Origin of the sequence: Pseudomonas sp. Irchel 3E19, assembly GCF_900187585.1 — a bacterium.
GTDB classification, from domain to species: domain Bacteria; phylum Pseudomonadota; class Gammaproteobacteria; order Pseudomonadales; family Pseudomonadaceae; genus Aquipseudomonas; species Aquipseudomonas baetica.
Genome location: NZ_FYDT01000012.1, coordinates 76,796 through 100,220, shown reverse-complemented (window position 1 = coordinate 100,220; position 23,425 = coordinate 76,796). Strand labels below are relative to the sequence as shown.

The window sequence follows — 23,425 nt, the reverse complement described above, 5'->3', positions numbered from 1 at the left end:
ACTCCTTTGACGGTCGAACGGGTCGCCGATCTCGACTTCAAACCCGACAGGCAGCGAGACCGCCGCTGCGAGTTTTCAGTTGCTCAACTTTGAATCACGAAAACAGGGCGATAAAATCTTCGAAGCTGTCGGCGATTTTTCGCCAATGATCATCTTCCCACCAGATGACGCTCGGATGCTTGCGATCGCCCCTGTAGTCGAAACAAAACGCACTGCCGTCACCCGCCATGCCAAAACAGATAATGTTTGAGAAGTCGGTGATGTCGGCAATGGCACCCGGCTCATCACTGACATCGCCAGGTTCACCGTAATAACCATCACAGACAAAATCTTTATTGAGCGCCTCGGATTTTTCCCGCAACTGTGACTCGCTCACATACACCTGCGCGAGCTCGGTCTCCAGCGTCTCGTCGAACGCATCTTGCTGGTTTTTCAGCCTGAGATTACAAAAGCCGTCTACCGTTTGATACTTGGAAGCGAAGGCGCTGTAAGCCTTCGGAAGGACCAGATCTTTGACATTCATAATGGCTTTCTCTTTTGATATTCGGGTCTTGTTTTCGCGTAGGCAATCGCCTTCAACGAGGCGCTGTTGCACTTGGTGCCATAAAGCGCTCTGAGGTCTCTTACGTCCTGTGCCAGGCGCTGGCGAGCCAATAGATTATCCTCACCGTCCTTTCTCATCGAGGCTTTGCCTCTTCCCGAGAACGTGCGTGTTTGCGCATGCGCTTGCGTTGTCATCAAAACGGCCGGCCCATCGTTGCGCGATACGCCGATGGTTTTGTTATAGGCATTCTGAGGCATGTGGTGGCCGACTTCGTCAGCCTGCCGTTTGGCGTCCATATCACGGAAACTTCCCCCGTCCAGACAAGGGCATCGCGCCAGTCCCTGTGGATCGATCCAGCCCAGGGGGTTGGGCGCATAAACGAAAAGATTCAGCCCACCTTCGTAACCCGCCGGGTCTTTGGAGATAAAGCGTCCCACCGCCGGATCGTAATAGCGGAAACGGTTGTAATAAAGGCCGGTTTCATGGTCATGGTACTGCCCCTGGAATCGGATCGGGTTACTCAGCCCGGGTTGTCGCCCTGACGCCTGGCTCTGCTCCCGGATCTCGCCCCACGCACTGTATTGGGCACTCCAGGCGATGTCGCCATTTTCGTCAGTCAATTCCTGCGGAGTTCCCAGATGGTCGCACTGGTACCAGGCAAGCCCGTCTACTGGCGGTGCCTTTGGCGTGCGGCTCCACAGCGGATCGTCTTCCAGACGGTAGTCGCCCGATGGATCAGCCAGGCTGGACAACGCGATGTACTGGTGTCGCCTGGCTTGCGCCACGGGTACAAACAAACCTGGCTCATAAACGTAATGAACGGTGCGACCCGCGTCACCGTCGCCTTGACCCGGACTGCTTTCCCAGGCCAGGTTATCCCCATCCCAGCCATAGAGCGTGAACCCGCAGCGCAAGTCGCGCTGGCGGCGTGCATATTCGTTCAGATTCCACAGCGAACCGGCTTCGGCATGCTCCTTGAAGTGCGCTCTGGAGTGTTTGTACAGACGTCGTCCCAACGCATCGTAAGCAAAATCGACCTCCAGGCGTGCATCGTCGAAATGCACCAGGCGGTCGAATAGATCCCAGCGCAAACGACTGATGCTTTCGTTGCACCAACGCTGAATCAGATTGCCACGTTCGTCGTATTCATAATGGCTGCCTGCGCAATGACGTAACAGATTGCCCGCCAGCCTGCCCTGCAACGGATCCTGATCAAGGGGACGTCGGACCTGCTGGGCTCTTTCGTCGAGCAGGTTGCCAGCCGGATCGAAGGCGAAAGTCTCGACAGCCAACCGGCTCTGCGCTTTGAGCAAACGTCCCACGGGATCATATTGGTAGTCCAGTGGACCGCGCCGCGTATCATCGATGTGAATCAACTGTCCTGCGGCGTCGTATCGGTACTCACGCTTGAGCAACGTGCGCTTGTCGTCTGCTCGGCCGAGTACCTGCTCCTGCAAGTAGCCGACCGGCGTCCATTTCTGGGTTTGCTGCAGGTGGTTGCCTTGATAGCGGGTGACCTCACGGTGCAAGTCATCTCGCTCGTAACTGACCAACTCATGTTCATCGACCCGAATACCGAGGACATGGCCGCTGCCGTAGGTCAACCAACTGACCCGATGACCATCAGGACGCCGCGTCGCCACACGCCTGTTGAGCACATCATATTCGTGTTGCCAGACTGCAACGTTGGCCTGTTCGAGGTGCAGATAATGTTGGTGCTCACGCAGCAGATTGCCCGCCGCGTCATGAAACCACTGCAAGCGACTGTCGGCGTTGCAGGCTGAAATCAGATTGCCGTTTCCATCGTAGGAAAAGGTTTCCTCCTGCGTCTGGCCTGCCTGACTCGCGCGACGGGTAATCAAGCGATTCATCGGGTCGAATTCGACCTGGGTAATCCTTTGCCCGTCGATGACCGAGGCCAGCTTGCCGCTGTCGGCATCGTAGCGATAACGTGTGACCTGCCCGTCGAAGCCGCTTTCCTGAAGCAAGCGACCTACAGGGTCATAGTCGAACTGTGCGCGCTGCTCGTTTTCGTTCTCCAGGGCGGTCAGTCTGCCGAGACGGTCCCAACGAAAGCGCAAGGTCTGCTCGGCTGCATCCACCCGCTCACTGATCAGTCCGGCAGCGCTGTAGCACCAGGTCGTGCAGCGACCCAGTTGATCGACGTACGCGAGCAAACGGCCTTCGGCATCTCGAGTGAAGCGTTCTTCGGTCTTGTCCGGGTGAATGATCAGTTCCAGTTCACCGCTGCCGTACCGATATTCGGTACTGTACCCAAGTGCGTCGGTGAAACTGATGATCTGCCCAAGACTGTTGTACGCCCACTCGCTCGCCTTGCCAGAGCAGTCAATGTATTTGGTCAGTTGACCGGCTTCGTTGTATTCGAGCCGGTTTTGCGCACCGTTGGCATCTGTGACCGCTTCGAGCAAGCCGGCTGGGGAATAGGCGTACTCGGTCACGTTGCCGAGCGGATCGACAGCCTCCACCAGATTGCCGCAGTCGTCATAGTCCCTTGACCACAGCCCACCCTCGGCATCGCTGATTTTGATCAACTGGTCCTGATCGTCATAGGCGTAATGCACGGTCGAACCATCGGCGCGCAGGTGTTCGACAAGATTGCTGCGCTCGTCGTAACTGAAGCGGTCAACGCTGCCATCGGCATGCACGTGACGCACGAGGTTCTTCGCTTCGTCACGGAACAACCATTCCGAGCGCTCATCCGGATGACGGATACGATAGGTGTAGCCAAGAATATCGTAGTAGTGCCAGGTCTCATTACCGTGAGCATCTGTCACGTAGGTCAGACGAATGTTTTCATCCCACTCCAGGCGGGTATCGAAACTACCGTCGTCTGCCCACTCGCGCACCGCTCTGGCGTCGGTTCCGTCCCCCTGCCACTGCAGGTTCATGCCGCGTCCCGTCCGGTCGGTGTAACGCGTAATCAAGTGGCGCGAATATTGATAATCCCAAGCCGAACCGAATTCGTCCTGTGCCTGAACCAGATCACCCGCCGCGTCATAACGATAAGCGCAAAGCTGTCGCTGGGGCGCGCCGTCACGGATTTCCCAGAGACCGATCACGCGCCCGCAATCATCAATCAAAGTCCCCAGATGCAAGTGAACCTTGCTGACATCGCCCTGGTAAGTGATCAGGTCCGAGAGTACCGGTTCATCAGCATGGCGGTGTTCGTAGTGGAGCATGATCCCGGCACCGCTGCGCAACTCGATCCCGCTGAGTACGTAGCGCGATCCGCAGCGAACGTAAGACTCCTTGCGCCCGAGGCCGCTGCAGAGCAGTAACTGATGTTCACCGGAACGAATCAGTGTCAGGTTTTCAACAGGGTCGTAGTGGGCCTTGCCAATGTTCGGCAAGGCGTACGCATGACTGCGTCCATCCGCGGCATGAAACAACAAACCATCGTCCACGCAATCGAAGCGCGTGGTGAACTCCGTTAACCAGCGGGCACCCAGTTCGCTGTGGTCATAAGCCCCCAGACTTGAGTAATAGGTGCGGTTCCATTTGATTGGAAAAACCCCCGGAAGACTGAAATCCGTGTGCGTCAGGGTTTCCGTTCCCCGTGCAAAACTGATGTCCCGGGTCGTCCCCGTCGGCACACCATTCTTGCAGCCACTGGCGTCCGCCCGCGCCGGCGCCTGGTTACTCTGCAGCTCCAACTGACCTTTGCCGGCGCGCTGCTCTGCCTTGCTGGTGGCCCCGGGTTTGACACTGGCACTCTGGCCATGCTTGCGGCGCTTGCGCCACGTCACGACGGATCCGGCGAGCATCTGCAACAGCCAACCGATGGAATGCTGCACAGAGGGGTCGCCAAGCTTTTTCAACTGGGTTCGCAGCTCAACACCCAATGTGCGCAACATCGACGTGTTGCTGAGCACCAGGGCCTTGGCGCGGTCCGGCAGAAGATGTTGCGCCGCGCTGTTGGCTACGCCTTTACCTGCTGCTTTATAAGCACTGAAGGCCGCGCCGAAAATATTGCCAATGGCCGCCTTGGGGTTATGTAACAGCTGCCCTCCGGCCGCACTCATTTTCGAGCCCGCTGCACTGAGGTCGCCTTTGGCGTCGAGCTTGCCATTGACCACGGTTTCCAGACCCTTGGCAATCTCGTTCACGGCTTTTTGGCCGAGCTCACCCGCATCGTCAAGAATGCTTGCCAGCTTGGGTTTGGCCTGCTCGACAAAATTGTCGATCGTCCCGACGATGTTGGCATTCAAATGCCCGATCAGTACCTCGATCAAAGAGTCACCCAGCAACATCTTTGCACTGTTGCGCAGCTCCTGACGCACCAGACCCAAGGTCGGGCGCAACGTCATCCGCGCCGAGGCCATCGTTGGCGGCGCCGGCAACACACCAATAAGGTTGATGCCCAGGCTGACCCAGTCGAGGATTTGCCGCTGCTTGCTCTTGGCCAGCGTGACGATGTCGCCAAGGGCGTCAACCAAGGCCATGATGTTGCCGACCACAGGCAACGCACCGGCAACGTTCTTGACGCGCTCAAGCGTTACCACCCCGCCGCTGATGGATTGCAGCCATGCATCAAATTTGGCGGCCCCGCGCCCGACGTCTTTGATGTCGATGGTGTTGAGCGGAACCACTGCCACTTGCGCTTCACGTTTTTTTTCAGCGGATGTCGGCGTAGTCATGACAGCACCTCACCGGGCAGCAGACTGGAAACGGAGCCAGGGGCGAGTTTTTTTACTGATGTTTCAGGAAGCGATACCGCCGGCAGGCTCGGCAACTTGCCTGCCTTGCTCGCGGCGCCGAGGATGCTCGACGCACTCGGCATCGCCGCGCTCGCCAGTTTCGGCAGTCCGGCTACTCCGCCCTGCACTGCGCCTTTCACCTGCTGAGCCGTTTGCATTGCGCCCTGCGCGGTCTGCATCGCACTCATCCCTGTTTGTGCCATTGCCTTGCCCTTCTCCAGCATGTCCCAGTTCTTGGTTGGCAACACTTGAGCGACCATCGCTTGCACCTGGCTTGGCACCTCTGCAGCGCCTGGCGGATTCAACGGCCATTCGGGTTTGCCGATGTAGCTGCCATCGCTCCAGGTGTCTGCCGGATCCTTGCCGAACAACACGCGCGCTGGCCCCGGTGCGGCGCCAGAGACGCTGGCGAAACCCTTGGCGTCGAGCTTGCCCTTGATGCTTTTGCCCAAGGCGTCGATGACTTCGTAATCGCCTTCCTTGATGCCCTGGCGCCCGGCGTACTGGTTGAACAGTTCCAGATTGCCCTTGCCCGGTTTCGGCGGTTCCGGGAATACACCGGCCAGGGATTTCGCCCCGGTATAGGCAAAATTCGCCGCATGCGCCGTGTACGGGCCGGTGGTGGCGTGGGTGATGCCGCCCGCGTTGTACGTTGTTGCACTGCCGCCGCCCTGGATCACCAGTTCGGTTTTCGCGGTAATGGTGATGCGGTCGGCATTGGCGGTGATGTTGAGTTTGGCCAGCAGGTTGATGCTGTCCTTGAGCGCCCGCACGTCGATGTCACCGGACGCGGCTACCAGGCGCCATCCCATGCTTTGCACGAACAGGCGCATGCCGCGACTGGCGCTGGCCAGCAGGCGTTTACCGATGGAGAGGCTAGTGTGCCCGGTGCTGCTCAGCGCCAGGTGTTCGCCGGTGGCGATGTGGCTGGAACGCGGGGTGGTCAGGGCGATGCCGGCCGGGCTGGCAAGGACCAGATGCGGTTCGGTGAACTCGGGGAATTCGTTGGCGGTGAGGTTCGCAGGGCCCGAGCCGAGTACGCCTTGGTGCTGGGCGTGCAGCGCCTTGGCGACGTCATCCTGATCACCGGCTTCCTGCGCTTGCAGCTCTTTGGCCTGCACGGCAAAACCGTCTTGCTGATCGCTCGCAGTGGCGAGGCGCTCGGCAGTTTCCGGCAGGTCTTTGTGGTGTTTCGATTCGTTCGGGCGCGGCTCGGTGGTGATCAGCAAGCCGGCACCGGCACGCACTGCGCCGTGGCGGTCGGTGCGCAATTCAAAACCTTCGCCCCGCGGCTGACCACCGCTCGGGCGCGGATGGGTCAAATAACCAAGGTTGATCGCACTCGCACCGTGGTCACTGCGCAGCGCGATGCTGATCTCGCTGGTGGTGTCGTCGATGCGCAGTTCGTTGGCGCGGCTGCCCTTGTATTCCTTGCTCTTGACCGTGGCGAGGGTCTTGAAATCCGGCAGTTTGTACGGCGGCAAATTCGCGCCGTGGTACAGGCAACCGGTGATCAGCGGCTGGTCGGGATCCCCCTCAAGGAAGGTGATCAGCACTTCCATGCCGACCCGTGGAATATTGATCGAACCAAAGGTTTCCGCTGCCCAGCTCGACGCCACACGCATCCAGCAACTGGTCATGTCGTCGTGCTTGCCTTCGCGGTCCCAGAAGAACTGCACCTTCACCCGACCGTACTGGTCGCAGTAGATCTCTTCGCCTTCGGGGCCGCAGACCACAGCGCTTTGCGTGCCGAGGACTTTCGGTTTCGGGTGATCGAGCGGCGGACGGTATGGCACATCCCACGGAATCGCGCTGAAGCGGTTGCGATAGCCCTGATGGAAATCGTCCTTGTTGTCCGTGGTGTCGCTGGTTACCGACTCTTCCAGCACTTGCGGCTGCTTGCCTTCGTGGAAGATCTCAGTGAGCAGCCACAGGTCGTTCCACGTCGGGTTTGCGTGTTCGGTCAGGGCAAGAAAATGTCCGCTGACCAGAATCGGCTGATCGCTGTTACCTTCGGCCAGACGGTAGTCGCTGCGATGACGTTCCAGCGCGCGATTAGCCAAATGTTTGCCGCGGTCACGGTCAACGAATCGGCCCGGGTAATCGTAATCTTCCAGGTCCGGCTGAGCGCTGCTTTTGGCATCGCTTTCCAGCTCGATTTTCGGTTTGACGAAGTCGTAATCGCGCCGTGTGGTACGGCTGGTGCGCGTAGCCAGACGCAGGCCGAAACGCTTGACCACCGGTTTTTCCGCGACCAGCCCGGAGTCTTGCTGATAGGCCACAGGCGCGAGTTTCGGGAACACCGTCTGGTCATCACCGAAGGTCAGTTTGTGGCCGCTGGCGGTGTGCTGAAAGTGGTAGTGAATACCTTCTTCCTCGCACAGGCGCTGGATGAAATCGAGATCCGATTCGTCGTACTGCACGCAGTAGATGCGCTCTGGGTAAATCGCGCTCAGCTGGAAGTGGTAATCGCTGGCGAGGATGCCGTGCTCTTCCAACACCTTGCTGATGATCTGCTGCACGGTCATCTGCTGGAAGATCCGCTGATTGACCCGGTGCGCGAGGTACGCCAGTTGCGGGCGCAGGGAGATCTTGTAGTGCGTCAGACGCTTGCCGGCCTCGCCCTGAGCGATGCTGTAGACCAGCCCGTGAATGCCGGTACCGGTCGGCGACAGCTGAAGAAACGCCAGTTTATGCAGCACGCTTTCGAGGTTGATCGCAGCCTTTTCGCTGACCAGTTCCAGCTCGAATTCGAAGGGGGTGTTGAGTGCCTCCCGGCCGGTAAACGACAAGACCTGGAAATCGTTTTCCACGCCATCGACGGTCAGGTTGAAATGAGGCTGATTGGCCGGTGAGAACATCCCTTGTTCCTCGCGCAATGCTGCGACGGGCGCCGGTTCCGTGGAGCGTGGCGCACGAAAAAATTCTGTAGGTCAAAGCCGCCCCGGCCAGCCGCACTGGCCGGGGCGGGACAACCATCAGCCATGATTAAACGACTGGAGCACGCCAGTCATCGGAACCCGAAGTACCGGATACTTCGTGGGTCCAGGTGATTTTGCGGTAGGTGAACTGCACTTCTTCCAGGTGGGTGAAGTGCGCGTTGCCTGGATCCTGGCAGTTGTGCATTTTGTTGTTGATGGCGACGATGATCGCGTCTTCCAGTTTGGTGGTGTAGTAGTGCTCTTGGGTACCTTGAGCCGAAGTACGGAACCACTGGATAACGATTTCGCTCATGCGCTCGCCGGAGGTCAGAGCCGCTTGCAGCAGAGGCGAAGCCTTGTCGTAGACCTTGGTGATCACAACTGGCTTGTGCACGCGCTGACCGGTTGGCTGACCGGATTGTGGGTCACGTGGGATGATCACGTCGTGGGTGAACGCCTGAACCATGACCTGGTCTTCGTGGCCTTCCTGGTAGGTGTTGCCAACGGAGTCGGCGGTGAAGGCGCCTGCAGTAATCAGGCCTTGTTTTTCGCCGGTAACCGACATGTACGCTGGTGTAGCCATGGGTGTGCTCTCCTTGCGGATAAATTTAGGGTGCCCGGGAGGCGAAATCGCCCGATGGGTGGCCGACTGCCATCAATGACCGTGCCAGGTTTTTCGAAGTGCCCGGGAACCGGGGCCTAAAACGGCATGGATCGTCACTCAGCTCGTTTTTCACCGAGATAAAGGGAGGAAAGTGCGCAAGAAGTTGCGCAGTACTGCGCAACTTCTTGCGCAGGATGGCAATGAGGCGTTAATGCGTTTCCTTATGCGGAACTCCGGCCTCTATCGCATTCAATCGCTCAATTGAGTTACACAAGCAGATGTAGTCTGGACAATCATTCCTTTGGGCGCCGTGACTGACCAAGGAAAGGGGTCATTCCGTAGTAGCGCACCAAGCGGCACATATCGCGATATATTCAGCCGATCTATATAGAATGGCAACTGAAGGAGATTCCCAGATGGGGCAAGCGGCAGTCACAGCAATACTAGCTGCAGACTCCGAGCCTAAAGCCTGGACAGTGTCCAAACTGGCCATTTACATCTGGGATAAGCGTAGGACGGCAGAACCAATAACCCAAGTTTTCACTGTGTCCAAGGGTGCGCTGTCAGTAATGTGCAGCCTTCCAATTCAAGTACTCCACCACTACAGACGTGCTCATCTCACGACAGCCAATCAGCTCTGAACACGCCTATATCTAGGCAGTCCTCCGCTTCCGCCCCATGAGTTTGGTCGCCAATTAACCGGGAGAGCAGGATAGAAATCGAATTTTCGAGGAAATAAAAAAGGCCAATTCAATGAATTGGCCTTTTTGCATTTGAGTCCGTCGATCATGTATTTGTGAAAATGATCAACTATTGTGTGAACCTACAGGATCAGAAATCCAGGTTGGAAACCGCCAGCGCATTGCTCTCGATGAACTCACGGCGAGGTTCGACCGCATCACCCATCAGGGTGTTGAAGATCTGGTCTGCGCCAATGGCGTCTTCGATGGTGACCTTCAGCATGCGACGCGAGCTTGGGTCCATGGTGGTTTCCCACAGCTGATCCGGGTTCATTTCGCCCAGACCTTTGTATCGCTGGATGGTGTGGCGCTTGGTGCTTTCGGCCATCAGCCAGTCCAGGGCTTCCTTGAACTCGGTGACCGCTTTCTTGCGTTCGCCACGCTGGATGTACGCGCCGTCATCGAGCAGGGTGCTCAGTTGAGCGCCCAGGGTGACGACAGTTTTGTAGTCGTTACTGCCGAAGAAGTCGCGGTTGAACGTCACGTAGTTCGACAGGCCGTGGGAGATCAATTCGACCTCTGGCAGCCACACGCCACGTTCACGATCTTCACGCAGGCTGGCCTTGTAGACCAGACCGGACTTCTCGACGGTACGCAGACGGACTTCGTACTGAGCCAGCCAGTCTTGCATCGCAGCATGGTCGCCGAGTTTTTCAAGGCTGACGGCCGGCAGGTAGATGAAGTGCTCGGTCAGTTCCTGTGGGTACAGGCGCGACAGACGCTTGAGAGTCTTCATCACCATGCGGAAGTCATTCACCAGACGTTCCAGCGCCGGGCCGGAAATGCCTGGCGCTTCTTCGTTCAGGTGCAGGCTCGCATCTTCCAGGGCCGACTGCGTCATGTACTCTTCCATGGCGTCGTCGTCTTTGATGTATTGCTCTTGCTTGCCTTTCTTGACCTTGTACAGCGGCGGCTGAGCGATGTAGATGTAGCCACGCTCGATCAACTCCGGCAACTGACGGAAGAAGAAGGTCAGCAGCAAAGTACGGATGTGCGAACCGTCGACGTCAGCATCGGTCATGATGATGATGTTGTGATAGCGCAACTTGTCGATGTTGTACTCGTCGCGACCGATGCCGCAGCCAAGCGCGGTGATCAAGGTGCCCACTTCCTGGGAAGAGATCATCTTGTCAAAGCGCGCCTTCTCGACGTTGAGGATCTTACCCTTCAACGGCAGGATGGCCTGGGTCCTGCGGTTACGTCCCTGCTTGGCAGAGCCGCCCGCGGAGTCACCTTCCACGAGGTACAGTTCAGACAGCGCCGGGTCTTTTTCCTGGCAGTCGGCCAGTTTGCCCGGCAGGCCGGCGATGTCCAGCGCGCCTTTGCGGCGGGTCATCTCGCGGGCCTTGCGCGCTGCTTCACGGGCACGTGCTGCATCGATCATCTTGCCGACAACGAGCTTTGCTTCGTTCGGGTTTTCCAGCAGGAAGTCGGAGAAGTATTTGCCCATTTCCTGTTCGACCGCGGTCTTCACTTCGGAAGAGACCAGCTTGTCTTTGGTCTGGGAGCTGAACTTCGGATCCGGCACTTTCACCGAAATGATCGCGGTCAGGCCTTCACGCGCATCGTCACCCGTGGTGGCGACTTTGTGCTTCTTCGCCAGGCCTTCAGCTTCGATGTAGGTATTCAGGTTACGCGTCAGTGCGGAACGGAAGCCCACCAGGTGAGTACCACCGTCGCGCTGCGGAATGTTGTTGGTGAAGCACAACAGGTTCTCGTTGAAGCTGTCGTTCCACTGCAGGGCGATTTCCACGCCGATGCCGTCTTCACGCTGGATGTTGAAATGGAACACCTGGTTGACCGCAGTCTTGTTGGTGTTCAGGTATTCAACGAACGCACGCAGACCGCCTTCGTACTTGAACAGCTCTTCCTTGCCGCTGCGCTCATCCTTGAGGACGATGCCGACACCGGAGTTGAGGAAGGACAGTTCACGAATACGCTTGGCCAGGATGTCCCAGCTGAAGTGGATATTCTTGAAGGTGTCAGCCGATGGCTTGAAGTGAATCTGGGTGCCAGTGGTTTCGCTGTCGCCAACGATGGCCATCGGTGCCTGAGGCACGCCGTGGACGTAGGTCTGTTCCCAGATCTTGCCGCTGCGGCGAACGGTCAGTACCAGTTCTTCGGACAGCGCGTTCACTACCGAAACACCTACACCGTGCAGACCGCCGGATACTTTGTAGGAGTTGTCGTCGAACTTACCGCCAGCGTGGAGGACGGTCATGATGACCTCGGCGGCGGAAACGCCTTCCTCTTTGTGCACGTCTACCGGGATGCCACGGCCGTTGTCTTTAACGGTGATGGACTCATCCGGGTGGATGATGATGCTGATGTCGTCGCAGTGGCCAGCGAGGGCTTCGTCGATCGAGTTGTCGACCACTTCGAACACCATGTGGTGCAGACCGCTGCCATCGTCGGTGTCACCAATGTACATACCGGGACGTTTGCGTACGGCATCCAGGCCTTTCAGCACTTTAATGCTCGTTGAGTCGTACGTATTTTCTTCGCTCAATGCCTTCACTCCCGATGGTCGTGGGTCTGGGTGATACGGCCCTGTTCCACGTGGAACAAAGCGACTGGCGTTTCCGTCTGCCAGCCTTCCCTCAATAATTCGTGATCTACACAGGTGATAAACACCTGGCAGCGTAAGTCTTCCAGCAAACGGCACAGCGCACGGCGATGGCTCTCGTCCAGTTCGGACGGCAAGTCATCCACCAGATAAATACACTGACCGCGTCGGGCCTGGCTCACCAGATGCCCTTGGGCAATCCGCAATGCGCAGACCACCAACTTCTGCTGACCCCGGGACAAGATGTCCGCGGCGTTGTGTGCGCCCAATCTAAGACGCAAATCAGCTCGTTGTGGCCCGGCCTGGGTGTGACCCATCTGCTGATCCCGTTGCAGGGACCCGGCAAGTACGGCACTCAACTCCCGATCTTTGTCCCAGCCTCGGTAATAGCTGAGCGTCAAACCTTCGAGCTCAACCAGCTCGCTCAAGGTTTGTTCAAAGACTGGTTTCAAGGCTTTGATGTAGGCGCGGCGGTATTCATCGATTTCAGCGCTGGCCTGGCACAGTTCCCTGTCCCAAACCGCTTGCGAAACGGCGTCAAGTGTACCATGCCGCAGCCAAGAGTTTCTCTGGCGCAGGGCCTTCTGCAAGCGCTGCCAAGTGGCCATGAACCGCGGTTCAACGTGGAATACGCCCCAATCGAGAAACTGCCGGCGAATCTTCGGCGCACCTTCCAGCAGACGGAAGCTGTCGGGGTTGATCAACTGCAGCGGCAGGATCTCCGCCAGTTGCGCAGCACTGCGGGCGTTCTGGCCGTCGATGCGGATCTGGAATTCGCCCTGACGGTCGCGTGATATCCCCAGCGCACTCTGACCACCCTCGGCCAATTCGACCTGACCGAACACGGTGCAGGCAAGTTGCTCGTACTGAATGACCGGCAACAGACGCGTGCTACGAAACGAACGGGCAAGCCCCAGCAGATGAATGGCTTCCAGAACACTGGTTTTGCCGCTGCCGTTGGCGCCGTAAAGAATATTGATGCGGGGGGAGGGGGAGAAGGTCACCGGGTGCAGATTGCGCACCGCGGTGACCGAAACACGACTTAAGGACATCCAGGGTCAGCTGATTACAGACGCATCGGCATGACGACGTAAGCCGAATCGTCGTTGTCGGACTCTTGCACCAGCGCACTGCTGTTGGAGTCGGACAGGATCAGACGAACCTGCTCGGTGGTCATCACGCCCAGCACGTCGAGCAAGTAGCTCACGTTGAAGCCGATTTCCAGAGAGCCGCCGTTGTATTCAACGCCTACTTCTTCTTCCGCTTCTTCCTGCTCCGGGTTGTTGGCCTGGATCTTCAACTGACCGCTGGCCAGTTGCAGACGAATACCACGGTACTTCTCGTTGGACAGAATCGCGGTACGGCTGAACGCTTCACGCAGCGCCTGACGATCGCCGAGCACCAGCTTGTCGCCGCCCTTCGGCAGAACGCGCTCGTAGTCCGGGAATTTACCGTCGACCAATTTAGAGGTGAAGGTGAATTCGCCGGTGGTGGCGCGGATGTGGTGTTGGCCCAGCACGATGCTGACGTTGCCGTCCGGCTCGGTGAGCAGACGTGCCAGCTCAAGAATACCTTTGCGCGGCACGATCACCTGGTGGCGATCAGGCTGGCCGATATCGGCTTTCATCGAGCACATGGCCAGACGGTGACCGTCAGTGGCCACAGCGCGGATGATGCCTTCAGACACTTCCAGCAGCATACCGTTGAGGTAATAACGCACGTCCTGCTGGGCCATTGCAAAGCTGGTGCGTTCGATCAGACGACGCAGTTTGCTTTGCTCCAGGCTGCAGGTCAGCGAGCCCGGGCCTTCTTCAACAGTCGGGAAATCGTTGGCCGGCAGGGTCGACAGGGTGAAGCGGCTACGGCCGGCCTTCACCACCAGCTTCTGCTCGTCGACCTTGATGTCGATCAGCGCATCGTTGGGCAGGCTTTTGCAGATGTCCATCAGCTTGCGCGCAGGCACGGTGATGGAACCTGTTTCAGCCGGCTCTTCAAGTTGCACACGACCGACCAGTTCGACTTCAAGGTCAGTACCGGTCAGCGACAGTTGCTGGCCTTCGACAACCAGCAGCACGTTGGAGAGTACCGGCAAGGTCTGTCGGCGCTCGACAACGCCTGCGACCAGTTGCAGGGGTTTCAACAGGGCTTCGCGTTGAATGGTGAAATGCATGGTCTAGTCCCTTGCCTTAATAAGCTGCGCTGGTGTTCATCAAGTGGTCAGTGTACGCAGCAGGTTCTTGTAGTCCTCGCGGATGTCCGCGTCGGATTCCTTAAGTTCGTTGATCTTGCGGCAGGCGTGCAAAACAGTCGTATGGTCGCGGCCGCCAAACACATCGCCGATTTCCGGCAGGCTGTGGTTGGTCAGTTCCTTGGACAACGCCATGGCGACCTGACGTGGACGCGCGACCGAGCGCGAACGGCGCTTGGACAGCAAGTCGGAGATCTTGATCTTGTAGTACTCGGCGACAGTGCGCTGAATGTTATCCACAGAGACCAGCTTGTCCTGCAACGCCAACAAGTCTTTCAGCGATTCGCGAATCAACTCGATGGTGATGTCGCGGCCCATGAAGTGCGAGTGGGCGATCACGCGTTTCAGCGCGCCTTCCAGCTCACGGACGTTGGAGCGAATACGCTGGGCAATGAAGAACGCGGCATCGTGTGGCAAGTCGACTTTGGCCTGGTCGGCCTTCTTCATCAAGATCGCTACGCGGGTTTCCAGCTCCGGCGGCTCGACGGCAACCGTCAGGCCCCAGCCGAATCGGGATTTGAGGCGCTCTTCAAGGCCTTCGATTTCTTTCGGGTAGCGGTCACTGGTGAGAATGACCTGCTGGCCACCTTCAAGCAGGGCGTTGAAGGTGTGGAAAAACTCTTCCTGGGAGCGCTCCTTGCGGGCGAAGAACTGAATATCGTCGATCAGCAAGGCGTCCACCGAACGGTAGAAACGCTTGAACTCGTTGATTGCGTTCAGTTGCAGCGCCTTGACCATGTCGGCCACGAAACGCTCGGAATGCAGGTACACGACCTTGGCATTCGGGTTTTTCTTTAATAGATGGTTTCCCACCGCGTGCATCAAGTGAGTTTTACCCAAGCCAACGCCACCATAAAGGAAGAGTGGGTTGTAACCATGCTTGGGATTGTCCGCCACTTGCCAGGCCGCCGCGCGGGCGAGCTGGTTGGATTTACCTTCGACGAAGTTTTCGAAAGTGAATGTGCGGTTCAGGTAACTGGTGTGCTTGAGCGCACCTTCGACCTGCACGGTGCGCTGTTCGGCGCGAACCGGGGCTTGTTGCGACGCGGCCCCGGCCATCGGATCGAAGCTGTCACGGGACGGCTCTTGGCTGACTTCGGCGGTTTTCTGCGTGGAGCGCTTGGCAGGAGCTGGCGTCGGGGCAGGCGCTGGTGTGCTTGCCGGCGCGGCATTGGCCTGAGCCTGGGAAGCCTGCGCGGCCGCCAACGGAGCATTTGGCGCTGCACGTGGTGCCGAACTGCGCTTGCTGCCTATTAATAAGGAAAGCGCTGGCGCCATGCCGTTACCGTGCTCATCCAGCAGTTCAAGGACACGCCCCAGGTACTTTTCGTTGACCCAGTCCAGCACAAAACGGTTCGGTGCGTAGACGCGCAACTCGTCGCCTTCGGCTTCGACCTGTAGTGGACGGATCCAGGTGTTGAATTGTTGGGCAGGCAGCTCCTCGCGCAAAAGCTCCACGCACTGCTGCCAAAGTTCCACTGACACGGATATCCCCTAAGTTGAAAGCCGGTGAGGCAAAAACAAGCGGCCATTGTAGCGGCGAGCCGCCCACTTATCCACATGCAGGTTGCCCGCTGCTCATGATTTATCAATGCGTTAACCGGGGAAAAGGCGACCAACGGTATGTGAATAAGCTCTGTGGATAACCGCCACTAAGGCCACTGGACAAGTGGGGGTAAAACTCGGTGGATAACCTGCCTGTGGATAACAGACCATTCCACACACAGGTTATCCGACAGCGCAGCACAGGCTGACCACGGTTTCCAACTGTAGTTGTCATTCTCTGTACATCAAGTGAAATATGGTCTGGAGGCAGTTATCCACAGACGAGTGCCGCTCTAGCTTTTATAAGCTTTACAGAAAAGCTTTAAATAATTCCCTTCTTTATTTTTATGTATGGCGAGCAGGTGTTCAGAAGAAGAAGCCCCTGAGATCTATTTATAAGGAAACGTTGGTTGGAAATTGACCTGAAGGCTTGCTTTCTCTAGAATCCCCGGTCTCTTAAAACGGGGGCCATTCCGGCCCGTTGTGGACGAACCAGGTAACACGACATGAAACGTACTTTCCAACCAAGCACTATCAAACGCGCTCGTACCCACGGTTTCCGTGCTCGCATGGCTACCAAGAACGGCCGCGCAGTCCTGTCGCGTCGTCGCGCCAAAGGTCGTGCGCGTCTGGCAGTTTGATAATCCGGTACTGGAGGTGAGTCAGGACTTCAGTCGGGAAAAGCGTTTGCTTACCCCCCGGCATTTCAAGGCAGTCTTTGACTCCCCTACCGGCAAGGTTCCGGGGAAAAATCTCCTGCTCCTTGCACGCAACAACGATCTTGATCACCCCCGTCTCGGGCTGGTTATCGGGAAAAAGAGCGTAAAGCTCTCCGTTGAGCGCAATCGCCTCAAACGTCTGATGCGCGAATCGTTCCGTCTGCACCAGGATTCACTGGTCGGCTGGGACATCGTTATCGTCGCGCGCAAAGGTTTGGGTGATGTAGAAAACCCCGAATTGATTCAGCATTTCGGCAAGCTCTGGAAGCGTCTGGCCCGTAACAAGCCAGTTCCAGCAGTCAACACCGAAACTGTAGGGGTAGACAGTCCAGATGCGTAAACTGGCCCTCGTTCCGATCCAGTTTTATCGCTACGCCATTAGTCCTTTGATGGCCAGTCACTGTCGTTTCTACCCCAGTTGTTCCTGCTACGCGTATGAAGCCATTGAAACTCATGGCCTTCTGCGCGGTGGCTGGCTGACCTTTCGTCGTTTAGGTCGCTGTCATCCGTGGAATCCCGGTGGTTATGACCCGGTTCCACCTATCCCTACCTCCCGTTCTTCTTCGATGGCCGAGTAATCATGGATATCAAACGCACGATCCTGATCGTCGCCCTGGCAATCGTGTCCTACGTTATGGTTCTTAAATGGAACCAGGACTATGGTCAGGCTGCCCTGCCGACTCAGAATGTTGCTTCCAGTACGACTACATCCGGTTTGCCGGACCCCGCCACTGGCAATAATGCTGCCGCCAGTGACGATATTCCGCGCGCCGCTAGCGATACCAGCGCACCTGCCGAAACACCGGTAGCCGCCAGCAAGGATCTGATCCAGATCAAAACCGACGTGCTCGATCTTGCGATCGATCCACAAGGTGGTGACGTTGCTCAACTGACCTTGCCTCTGTATCCACGTCGTCAGGATCGTCCTGATGTTCCGTTCCAGCTGTTCGATAACGGCGGTGAGCGTGTTTATCTGGCGCAAAGCGGTCTGATCGGCACCAATGGCCCGGACGCAAATCCGGCCGGTCGTCCGGTTTACTCTTCGGAGAAGAAGACTTATCAACTGGCTGACGGTCAGGACCAACTGGTTGTCGACCTGAAGTTCAGCAAGGACGGCGTCAATTACATCAAGCGTTTCACCGTGAAACGCGGCCTGTATGACGTAGCCGTTTCCTACATTGTGGATAACCAGAGCGCTCAGCCCTGGAATGGCGCAATGTTCGCCCAGTTGAAGCGTGATAGCAGCGCCGATCCTTCGTCCACTACTGCGACTGGCACCGCGACTTACCTGGGCGCCGCCCTGTGGACAAGTTCGGAGCCGTACAAGAAAGTGTCCATGAAGGACATGGACAAGGCCCAACTGAAAGAAACCGTCACCGGCGGTTGGGTAGCGTGGCTGCAACACTACTTCGTGACTGCATGGATTCCGGCAAAAGGCGAAAACAACATCGTCCAGACCCGTAAAGACAGCAAAGGCAACTACATCATCGGTTACACCGGTCCTACTCTGACCGCTGCACCGGGTGCCAAAGTTGAAACCAGCGCTGTGCTGTACGCAGGTCCGAAAAGCCAGGCTGTGCTAAAAGAGTTGTCCCCAGGTCTGGAACTGACCGTCGACTACGGCATTCTGTGGTTCATTGCCCAGCCAATATTCTGGCTGCTGCAACATATCCACGCGATTGTCGGTAACTGGGGCTGGTCGATCATCTTCCTGACCATGCTGATCAAGGGTATTTTCTTCCCTCTGTCGGCTGCCAGCTACAAATCTATGGCGCGCATGCGTGCCGTTGCACCGAAACTGGCTGCACTGAAAGAGCAACATGGCGATGACCGGCAGAAAATGTCGCAAGCCATGATGGAGCTGTACAAGAAAGAGAAGATCAATCCGCTGGGCGGCTGCTTGCCGATCCTCGTGCAGATGCCGGTTTTCCTTTCGCTGTACTGGGTTCTGCTGGAAAGCGTGGAAATGCGTCAGGCGCCATTCATGCTGTGGATCACTGACTTGTCGATCAAGGATCCGTTCTTCATTCTGCCGATCATCATGGGCGCAACCATGTTCATCCAGCAGCAGCTGAACCCGACGCCTCCGGATCCGATGCAGGCGAAGGTCATGAAAATGATGCCAATCATCTTCACCTTCTTCTTCCTCTGGTTCCCTGCTGGTCTGGTGCTGTACTGGGTTGTGAACAACTGCCTGTCGATTGCACAACAGTGGTACATCACGCGTAAGATCGAAGCGGCGACGAAAAAAGCCGAGGCGTAACTTACTCTGTGGATAACACCACTCAAAACGCCCCCTAGTGGGGCGTTTTGCTATCTGCCACTTTTGTCTGGATTCCGGTTTATGAGCGCACCTCGTGAAACCATCGCAGCTGTCGCCACCGCCCAAGGTCGCGGCGGTGTGGGTATCGTCCGTATTTCCGGACCGCTGGCCAGTGTTACGGCCAAAGCCATCGCCGGCCGCGAACTGAAACCACGCTATGCCCATTACGGGCCTTTTTTCAGTGACGACCAGCAGGTGCTCGACGAAGGTCTGGCGCTGTACTTTCCGGGGCCGAACTCATTCACAGGTGAAGACGTGCTGGAATTGCAGGGCCACGGTGGCCCGATCGTTCTGGACATGTTGCTCAAGCGTTGCCTGGAACTGGGCTGCCGTTTGGCACGGCCGGGCGAGTTCAGCGAGCGCGCCTTCCTCAATGACAAACTCGACCTGGCCCAGGCCGAGGCGATCGCCGACTTGATCGAAGCGAGTTCTGCACAGGCCGCGCGCAACGCCCTGCGTTCTTTGCAGGGTGCGTTTTCCCAGCGTGTGCATAACCTCACCGAACAATTGATCGGCCTGCGCATCTACGTCGAAGCGGCTATCGACTTCCCGGAAGAAGAAATCGACTTCCTCGCTGATGGCCATGTGTTGAGCATGCTCGACAAGGTCCGCAATGAATTATCCACAGTGCTGCGCGAGGCCGGGCAGGGTGCCTTGTTGCGCGATGGCATGACTGTGGTGATCGCTGGCCGACCGAATGCCGGCAAGTCCAGCCTGCTGAATGCTCTGGCCGGGCGCGAAGCGGCGATCGTTACCGAGATTGCCGGCACCACGCGGGATATCTTGCGCGAACATATCCACATCGACGGCATGCCGCTGCACGTTGTCGATACCGCCGGTCTGCGCGATACCGACGATCAGGTAGAAAAGATCGGCGTCGAGCGAGCATTGAAAGCCATCGGTGAAGCGGATCAAGTGTTGCTGGTCGTCGATGCGACGGCGCCAGAAGCCTTGGACCCATTCGCCTTGTGGCCGGAATTTCTTGAAGTACGCCCCGATCCGGCGAAGGTCACCCTGATTCGTAACAAAGCTGATCTTACGGGCGAAGCCATTGCCCTGGAAGTCAGCGAAGATGGCCACGTAACCATCAGCCTGAGCGCCAAATCGGCAGGCGAAGGTCTGGAATTACTGCGTGATCATCTCAAGGCCTGCATGGGTTACGAACAAACCTCGGAAAGCAGTTTCAGTGCTCGTCGCCGGCATCTGGAAGCCTTGCGCCATGCCAGTGCGGCGCTGGAACACGGTCGCGCGCAGCTGACTCTGGCGGGGGCAGGTGAACTGCTGGCCGAAGATCTGCGCCAGGCCCAGCACTCTCTGGGGGAAATCACCGGGGCCTTCAGCTCCGATGATCTGCTGGGACGGATCTTTTCCAGTTTCTGCATCGGTAAATAATCCGCCGCTGTATTCAAACGGGCCCGTTCGTGGCCCGTTTTTGTTTCTACTTTCTTAATACCAGCCTCAATTGCCCGACTGATTCTCCAGCTCGAGCGGTTTTTTCGTGCCCGGAATTCATCCGGTCATCGATTTTCTGTGGATTAAGCCCTGTGAATAACTGCCACTGAGGTCAGTTGATAACAGGGCCGGAAAACTGGATATAAACCCCTCTGTGGATAACTGCCCGTTTCATCCACAGGCTTACACTGGTTATCCAAGGGCCTCATTGGTACATGAGCACAGGGTTTTGAATCTCTGTACACATTGAATATAAAGGTCTGTAGTGATCTATCCACAGAAAGGTGGGGCAGTAAGAATAAACATAAAAACAAAGATTCTATAAATTTCTTTCTTTTTTATTTTTTTAACCGCGAGTTCTCCACAGCTGGTTAAATTTTGTGCAAAGGGTTCTTTAGGAAGGGCGAAGTCCCTATACTTGCCGACCAGGTTCAGAAACCTGATCTCAAACTATTCCTGAATTACCTACTTAAGCAGGCACGAGGTGCGTGGTGGATTTCCCTTCCCGTTTTGAAGTGATCGTCATCGGCGGCGGTCATGCCGGTACCGAGGCAGCACTGGCCTCAGCACGTATGGGGGCAAAAACCCTGTTGCTGACGCATAACGTGGAAACCCTCGGTGCCATGAGTTGCAACCCGGCGATCGGTGGCATCGGCAAAAGCCATCTGGTCAAGGAAATCGACGCCCTCGGCGGTGCGATGGCCATGGCTACCGATAAGGGCGGCATCCAGTTTCGCGTGTTGAACAGCCGTAAAGGCCCAGCCGTGCGTGCAACCCGTGCACAAGCCGACCGCATTCTTTACAAAGCCGCTGTCCGCGAAATTCTCGAAAACCAGCCGAACCTGTGGATATTTCAACAGGCTGCTGATGACCTGATCGTCGAGCAGGAACAAGTCCGTGGTGTTGTCACGCAAATGGGTCTGCGGTTCTTCGCCGATTCCGTGGTGTTGACCACCGGTACGTTCCTTGGTGGACTTATCCACATCGGTTTGCAGAATTTTTCCGGCGGTCGAGCCGGCGATCCACCATCGATTGCCCTGGCCCACCGTTTGCGCGAACTGCCATTGCGTGTCGGTCGTTTGAAAACCGGTACGCCACCGCGTATTGACGGCAAGTCTGTGGATTTCTCGGTGATGACCGAGCAGCCAGGCGATACGCCGATCCCGGTGATGTCGTTCATGGGCAACAAAGAACAGCATCCACGCCAAGTCAGTTGCTGGATTACCCACACCAACGCCCGAACCCACGAAATCATTGCCGCGAACCTCGACCGTTCGCCGATGTATTCGGCTGCCGGCGAGATCGAAGGCATTGGCCCGCGTTATTGCCCGTCGATCGAAGACAAGATTCACCGCTTTGCCGACAAGGAAAGCCATCAGGTGTTTATCGAACCGGAAGGTTTGACCACCCATGAGCTGTATCCGAACGGGATATCCACAAGCTTGCCGTTCGACGTGCAATTGCAGATCGTGCAGTCGATCCGCGGCATGGAAAACGCGCACATCATGCGTCCGGGTTATGCGATCGAGTACGACTACTTCGATCCGCGCGACCTGAAGTACAGCCTCGAAACCAAAGTCATCGGCGGTCTGTTCTTCGCCGGGCAAATCAACGGCACCACCGGTTACGAAGAAGCCGGGGCCCAGGGTTTGCTCGCCGGGGCCAACGCTGCATTGCGTGCCAAAGGCAAAGAAGCCTGGTGTCCCCGCCGTGATGAGGCGTACATCGGGGTTCTGGTCGATGACCTGATCACCCTCGGTACTCAAGAGCCGTACCGCATGTTCACTTCCCGCGCCGAGTACCGCCTGATCCTGCGCGAGGACAACGCCGACCTGCGTCTGACCGAAAAAGGTCGTGAGCTGGGGCTGGTCGATGACGCGCGTTGGGCGGCCTTCTGCAAGAAACGCGAAAGCATCGAACTGGAAGAGCAGCGCCTGAAAAGCACCTGGGTTCGCCCGGGAACGCCGCAGGGCGATGCGATTGCGGAAAAATTCGGCACGCCGCTGACCCACGAATACAACTTGCTCAACCTCTTGAGCCGTCCGGAAATCGACTACGCTGGTCTGGTCGAAGTGACTGGCGACGGTGCCGAAGACCCACAAGTCGCCGAACAGGTAGAGATCAAGACCAAATACGCCGGTTACATCGACCGTCAACAGGACGAAATCGCCCGTCTGCGCGCCAGTGAAGACACGAAACTGCCTGTGGATATCGATTACACCAACATTTCCGGTCTCTCCAAGGAGATCCAGAGCAAGCTCGGCGCGACTCGTCCAGAGACGCTTGGCCAGGCTTCGCGCATCCCGGGCGTGACCCCGGCAGCCATTTCGCTGTTGATGATTCATTTGAAAAAACGCGGCGCGGGCCGTCAGTTGGAGCAAAGCGCTTGAGTTCTAAGGTCACTTCGCAACACGCCGAAGAGTTATCCACAGGAGCCCGCGAGCTCGGTGTCAACCTCACTGAAACCCAGCACGAATTACTGCTGGGATACCTGGCCCTGTTGATCAAATGGAACCAGGCCTACAACCTGACCGCTGTGCGCGATCCGGACGAGATGGTCTCGCGTCATTTGCTCGATAGTCTGAGCGTGATGTCGTTTATCGAAAACGGTCGCTGGCTCGACGTCGGCAGCGGCGGAGGCATGCCGGGGATTCCGTTGGCGATCCTGTATCCGGACGCGCAAGTGACCTGTCTGGATAGCAACGGCAAGAAAACCCGCTTCCTGACTCAGGTCAAACTTGAACTCAAACTGGATAACCTGCAAGTTATCCACAGTCGCGTCGAAGCGTTCCAGCCTGCTCAGCCGTTCAACGGAATCATTTCCCGGGCGTTCAGCAGCATGGAAAACTTCACCAACTGGACTCGCCATCTGGGCGACGCCGACACACGCTGGCTGGCAATGAAGGGCGTTCATCCAGCCGATGAGCTGGTAGCATTGCCGGCAGACTTCAAACTCGATAGCGAACACGCCCTGGCCGTACCCGGTTGCCAAGGCCAACGCCATCTGCTGATACTGCGCCGCACGGCATGATTGGGAACACAAGC

General features: G+C 57.3%; 15 protein-coding genes. 7 read left to right on the top strand and 8 right to left on the bottom strand.

Features of this window, described 5'->3' with window-relative positions:
• Nucleotides 1–94 precede the first annotated feature (94 nt).
• The 8 genes from CKW18_RS10520 to dnaA all read right to left on the bottom strand — a co-directional run bounded on the left by CKW18_RS10520 (nucleotide 95) and on the right by dnaA (nucleotide 15,826).
• Nucleotides 95–523, bottom strand: a complete 429-nt coding sequence (locus tag CKW18_RS10520) for an SMI1/KNR4 family protein (protein ID WP_095188730.1) — start codon at nucleotides 521–523, stop codon at nucleotides 95–97.
• Nucleotides 520–5,202 carry an RHS repeat-associated core domain-containing protein gene (locus CKW18_RS10515; RefSeq protein ID WP_095188729.1) on the bottom strand — a complete coding sequence of 1,561 codons (4,683 nt, stop codon included), beginning with the start codon at nucleotides 5,200–5,202 and terminating at the stop codon, nucleotides 520–522. Before CKW18_RS10515 ends, CKW18_RS10520 begins: the two co-directional genes overlap by 4 nt.
• Nucleotides 5,199–8,123, bottom strand: a complete 2,925-nt coding sequence (locus CKW18_RS10510) for a type VI secretion system tip protein VgrG (protein WP_095188728.1) — start codon at nucleotides 8,121–8,123, stop codon at nucleotides 5,199–5,201. Before CKW18_RS10510 ends, CKW18_RS10515 begins: the two co-directional genes overlap by 4 nt.
• A gap of 127 nt (nucleotides 8,124–8,250) precedes the next feature.
• A complete protein-coding gene (locus CKW18_RS10505; RefSeq protein ID WP_016983993.1) occupies nucleotides 8,251–8,766 on the bottom strand; it encodes an Hcp family type VI secretion system effector in 516 nt (171 codons plus the stop codon).
• A gap of 852 nt (nucleotides 8,767–9,618) precedes the next feature.
• A complete protein-coding gene (gene gyrB, locus CKW18_RS10495) occupies nucleotides 9,619–12,036 on the bottom strand; it encodes a DNA topoisomerase (ATP-hydrolyzing) subunit B (RefSeq protein ID WP_095188756.1) in 2,418 nt (805 codons plus the stop codon).
• Between the two features lie 5 nt (nucleotides 12,037–12,041).
• Nucleotides 12,042–13,145 (bottom strand): DNA replication/repair protein RecF, encoded by a 1,104-nt coding sequence (gene recF / locus CKW18_RS10490; protein ID WP_095188726.1) that lies wholly within the window; start codon nucleotides 13,143–13,145, stop codon nucleotides 12,042–12,044.
• 14 nt (nucleotides 13,146–13,159) lie between these two features.
• On the bottom strand, nucleotides 13,160–14,263 hold the full coding sequence (gene dnaN / locus CKW18_RS10485; RefSeq protein WP_007911887.1) for a DNA polymerase III subunit beta: 1,104 nt from the start codon (nucleotides 14,261–14,263) through the stop codon (nucleotides 13,160–13,162).
• Nucleotides 14,264–14,302: 39 nt separating this feature from the next.
• On the bottom strand, nucleotides 14,303–15,826 hold the full coding sequence (gene dnaA, locus CKW18_RS10480) for a chromosomal replication initiator protein DnaA (RefSeq protein ID WP_095188725.1): 1,524 nt from the start codon (nucleotides 15,824–15,826) through the stop codon (nucleotides 14,303–14,305).
• Between the two features lie 566 nt (nucleotides 15,827–16,392).
• Between dnaA and rpmH the strand changes: the two genes are divergently transcribed.
• The 7 genes from rpmH (at nucleotide 16,393) to rsmG (ending at nucleotide 23,411) form a co-directional block, all read left to right on the top strand.
• The gene (gene rpmH, locus CKW18_RS10475) at nucleotides 16,393–16,527 is read left to right on the top strand and encodes a 50S ribosomal protein L34 (protein ID WP_003213577.1); all 135 of its coding nucleotides are present in this window, start codon (nucleotides 16,393–16,395) and stop codon (nucleotides 16,525–16,527) included.
• Between the two features lie 16 nt (nucleotides 16,528–16,543).
• Entirely contained in the window at nucleotides 16,544–16,945 is a 402-nt protein-coding gene (gene rnpA / locus CKW18_RS10470; protein ID WP_045122860.1) for a ribonuclease P protein component, read from the top strand.
• A complete protein-coding gene (yidD, locus tag CKW18_RS10465) occupies nucleotides 16,938–17,183 on the top strand; it encodes a membrane protein insertion efficiency factor YidD (protein ID WP_095188723.1) in 246 nt (81 codons plus the stop codon). Before rnpA ends, yidD begins: the two co-directional genes overlap by 8 nt.
• A 2-nt stretch (nucleotides 17,184–17,185) precedes the next feature.
• Nucleotides 17,186–18,868 carry a membrane protein insertase YidC gene (gene yidC, locus CKW18_RS10460; RefSeq protein WP_095188722.1) on the top strand — a complete coding sequence of 561 codons (1,683 nt, stop codon included), beginning with the start codon at nucleotides 17,186–17,188 and terminating at the stop codon, nucleotides 18,866–18,868.
• 81 nt (nucleotides 18,869–18,949) lie between these two features.
• On the top strand, nucleotides 18,950–20,320 hold the full coding sequence (gene mnmE / locus CKW18_RS10455) for a tRNA uridine-5-carboxymethylaminomethyl(34) synthesis GTPase MnmE (protein WP_095188721.1): 1,371 nt from the start codon (nucleotides 18,950–18,952) through the stop codon (nucleotides 20,318–20,320).
• A gap of 551 nt (nucleotides 20,321–20,871) precedes the next feature.
• Nucleotides 20,872–22,770 (top strand): tRNA uridine-5-carboxymethylaminomethyl(34) synthesis enzyme MnmG, encoded by a 1,899-nt coding sequence (mnmG, locus tag CKW18_RS10450; RefSeq protein ID WP_095188720.1) that lies wholly within the window; start codon nucleotides 20,872–20,874, stop codon nucleotides 22,768–22,770.
• Nucleotides 22,767–23,411, top strand: coding sequence for a 16S rRNA (guanine(527)-N(7))-methyltransferase RsmG (rsmG, locus tag CKW18_RS10445; protein WP_095188719.1), 645 nt, complete (start codon nucleotides 22,767–22,769; stop codon nucleotides 23,409–23,411). The genes mnmG and rsmG overlap by 4 nt, the downstream gene beginning before the upstream one ends.
• Nucleotides 23,412–23,425: the final 14 nt, after the last annotated feature.

Bases quoted from the DNA above. Each gene is read 5' to 3' on its own strand.
- CKW18_RS10520 (WP_095188730.1), bottom strand. From the start codon at position 523: ATGAATGTCAAAGATCTGGTCCTTCCGAAGGCTTACAGCGCCTTCGCT.
- CKW18_RS10515 (WP_095188729.1), bottom strand. From the start codon at position 5,202: ATGACTACGCCGACATCCGCTGAAAAAAAACGTGAAGCGCAAGTGGCA.
- CKW18_RS10510 (WP_095188728.1), bottom strand. From the start codon at position 8,123: ATGTTCTCACCGGCCAATCAGCCTCATTTCAACCTGACCGTCGATGGC.
- CKW18_RS10505 (WP_016983993.1), bottom strand. From the start codon at position 8,766: ATGGCTACACCAGCGTACATGTCGGTTACCGGCGAAAAACAAGGCCTG.
- recF (WP_095188726.1), bottom strand. From the start codon at position 13,145: ATGTCCTTAAGTCGTGTTTCGGTCACCGCGGTGCGCAATCTGCACCCG.
- dnaN (WP_007911887.1), bottom strand. From the start codon at position 14,263: ATGCATTTCACCATTCAACGCGAAGCCCTGTTGAAACCCCTGCAACTG.
- rpmH (WP_003213577.1), top strand. From the start codon at position 16,393: ATGAAACGTACTTTCCAACCAAGCACTATCAAACGCGCTCGTACCCAC.
- yidD (WP_095188723.1), top strand. From the start codon at position 16,938: ATGCGTAAACTGGCCCTCGTTCCGATCCAGTTTTATCGCTACGCCATT.
- yidC (WP_095188722.1), top strand. From the start codon at position 17,186: ATGGATATCAAACGCACGATCCTGATCGTCGCCCTGGCAATCGTGTCC.
- mnmE (WP_095188721.1), top strand. From the start codon at position 18,950: ATGAGCGCACCTCGTGAAACCATCGCAGCTGTCGCCACCGCCCAAGGT.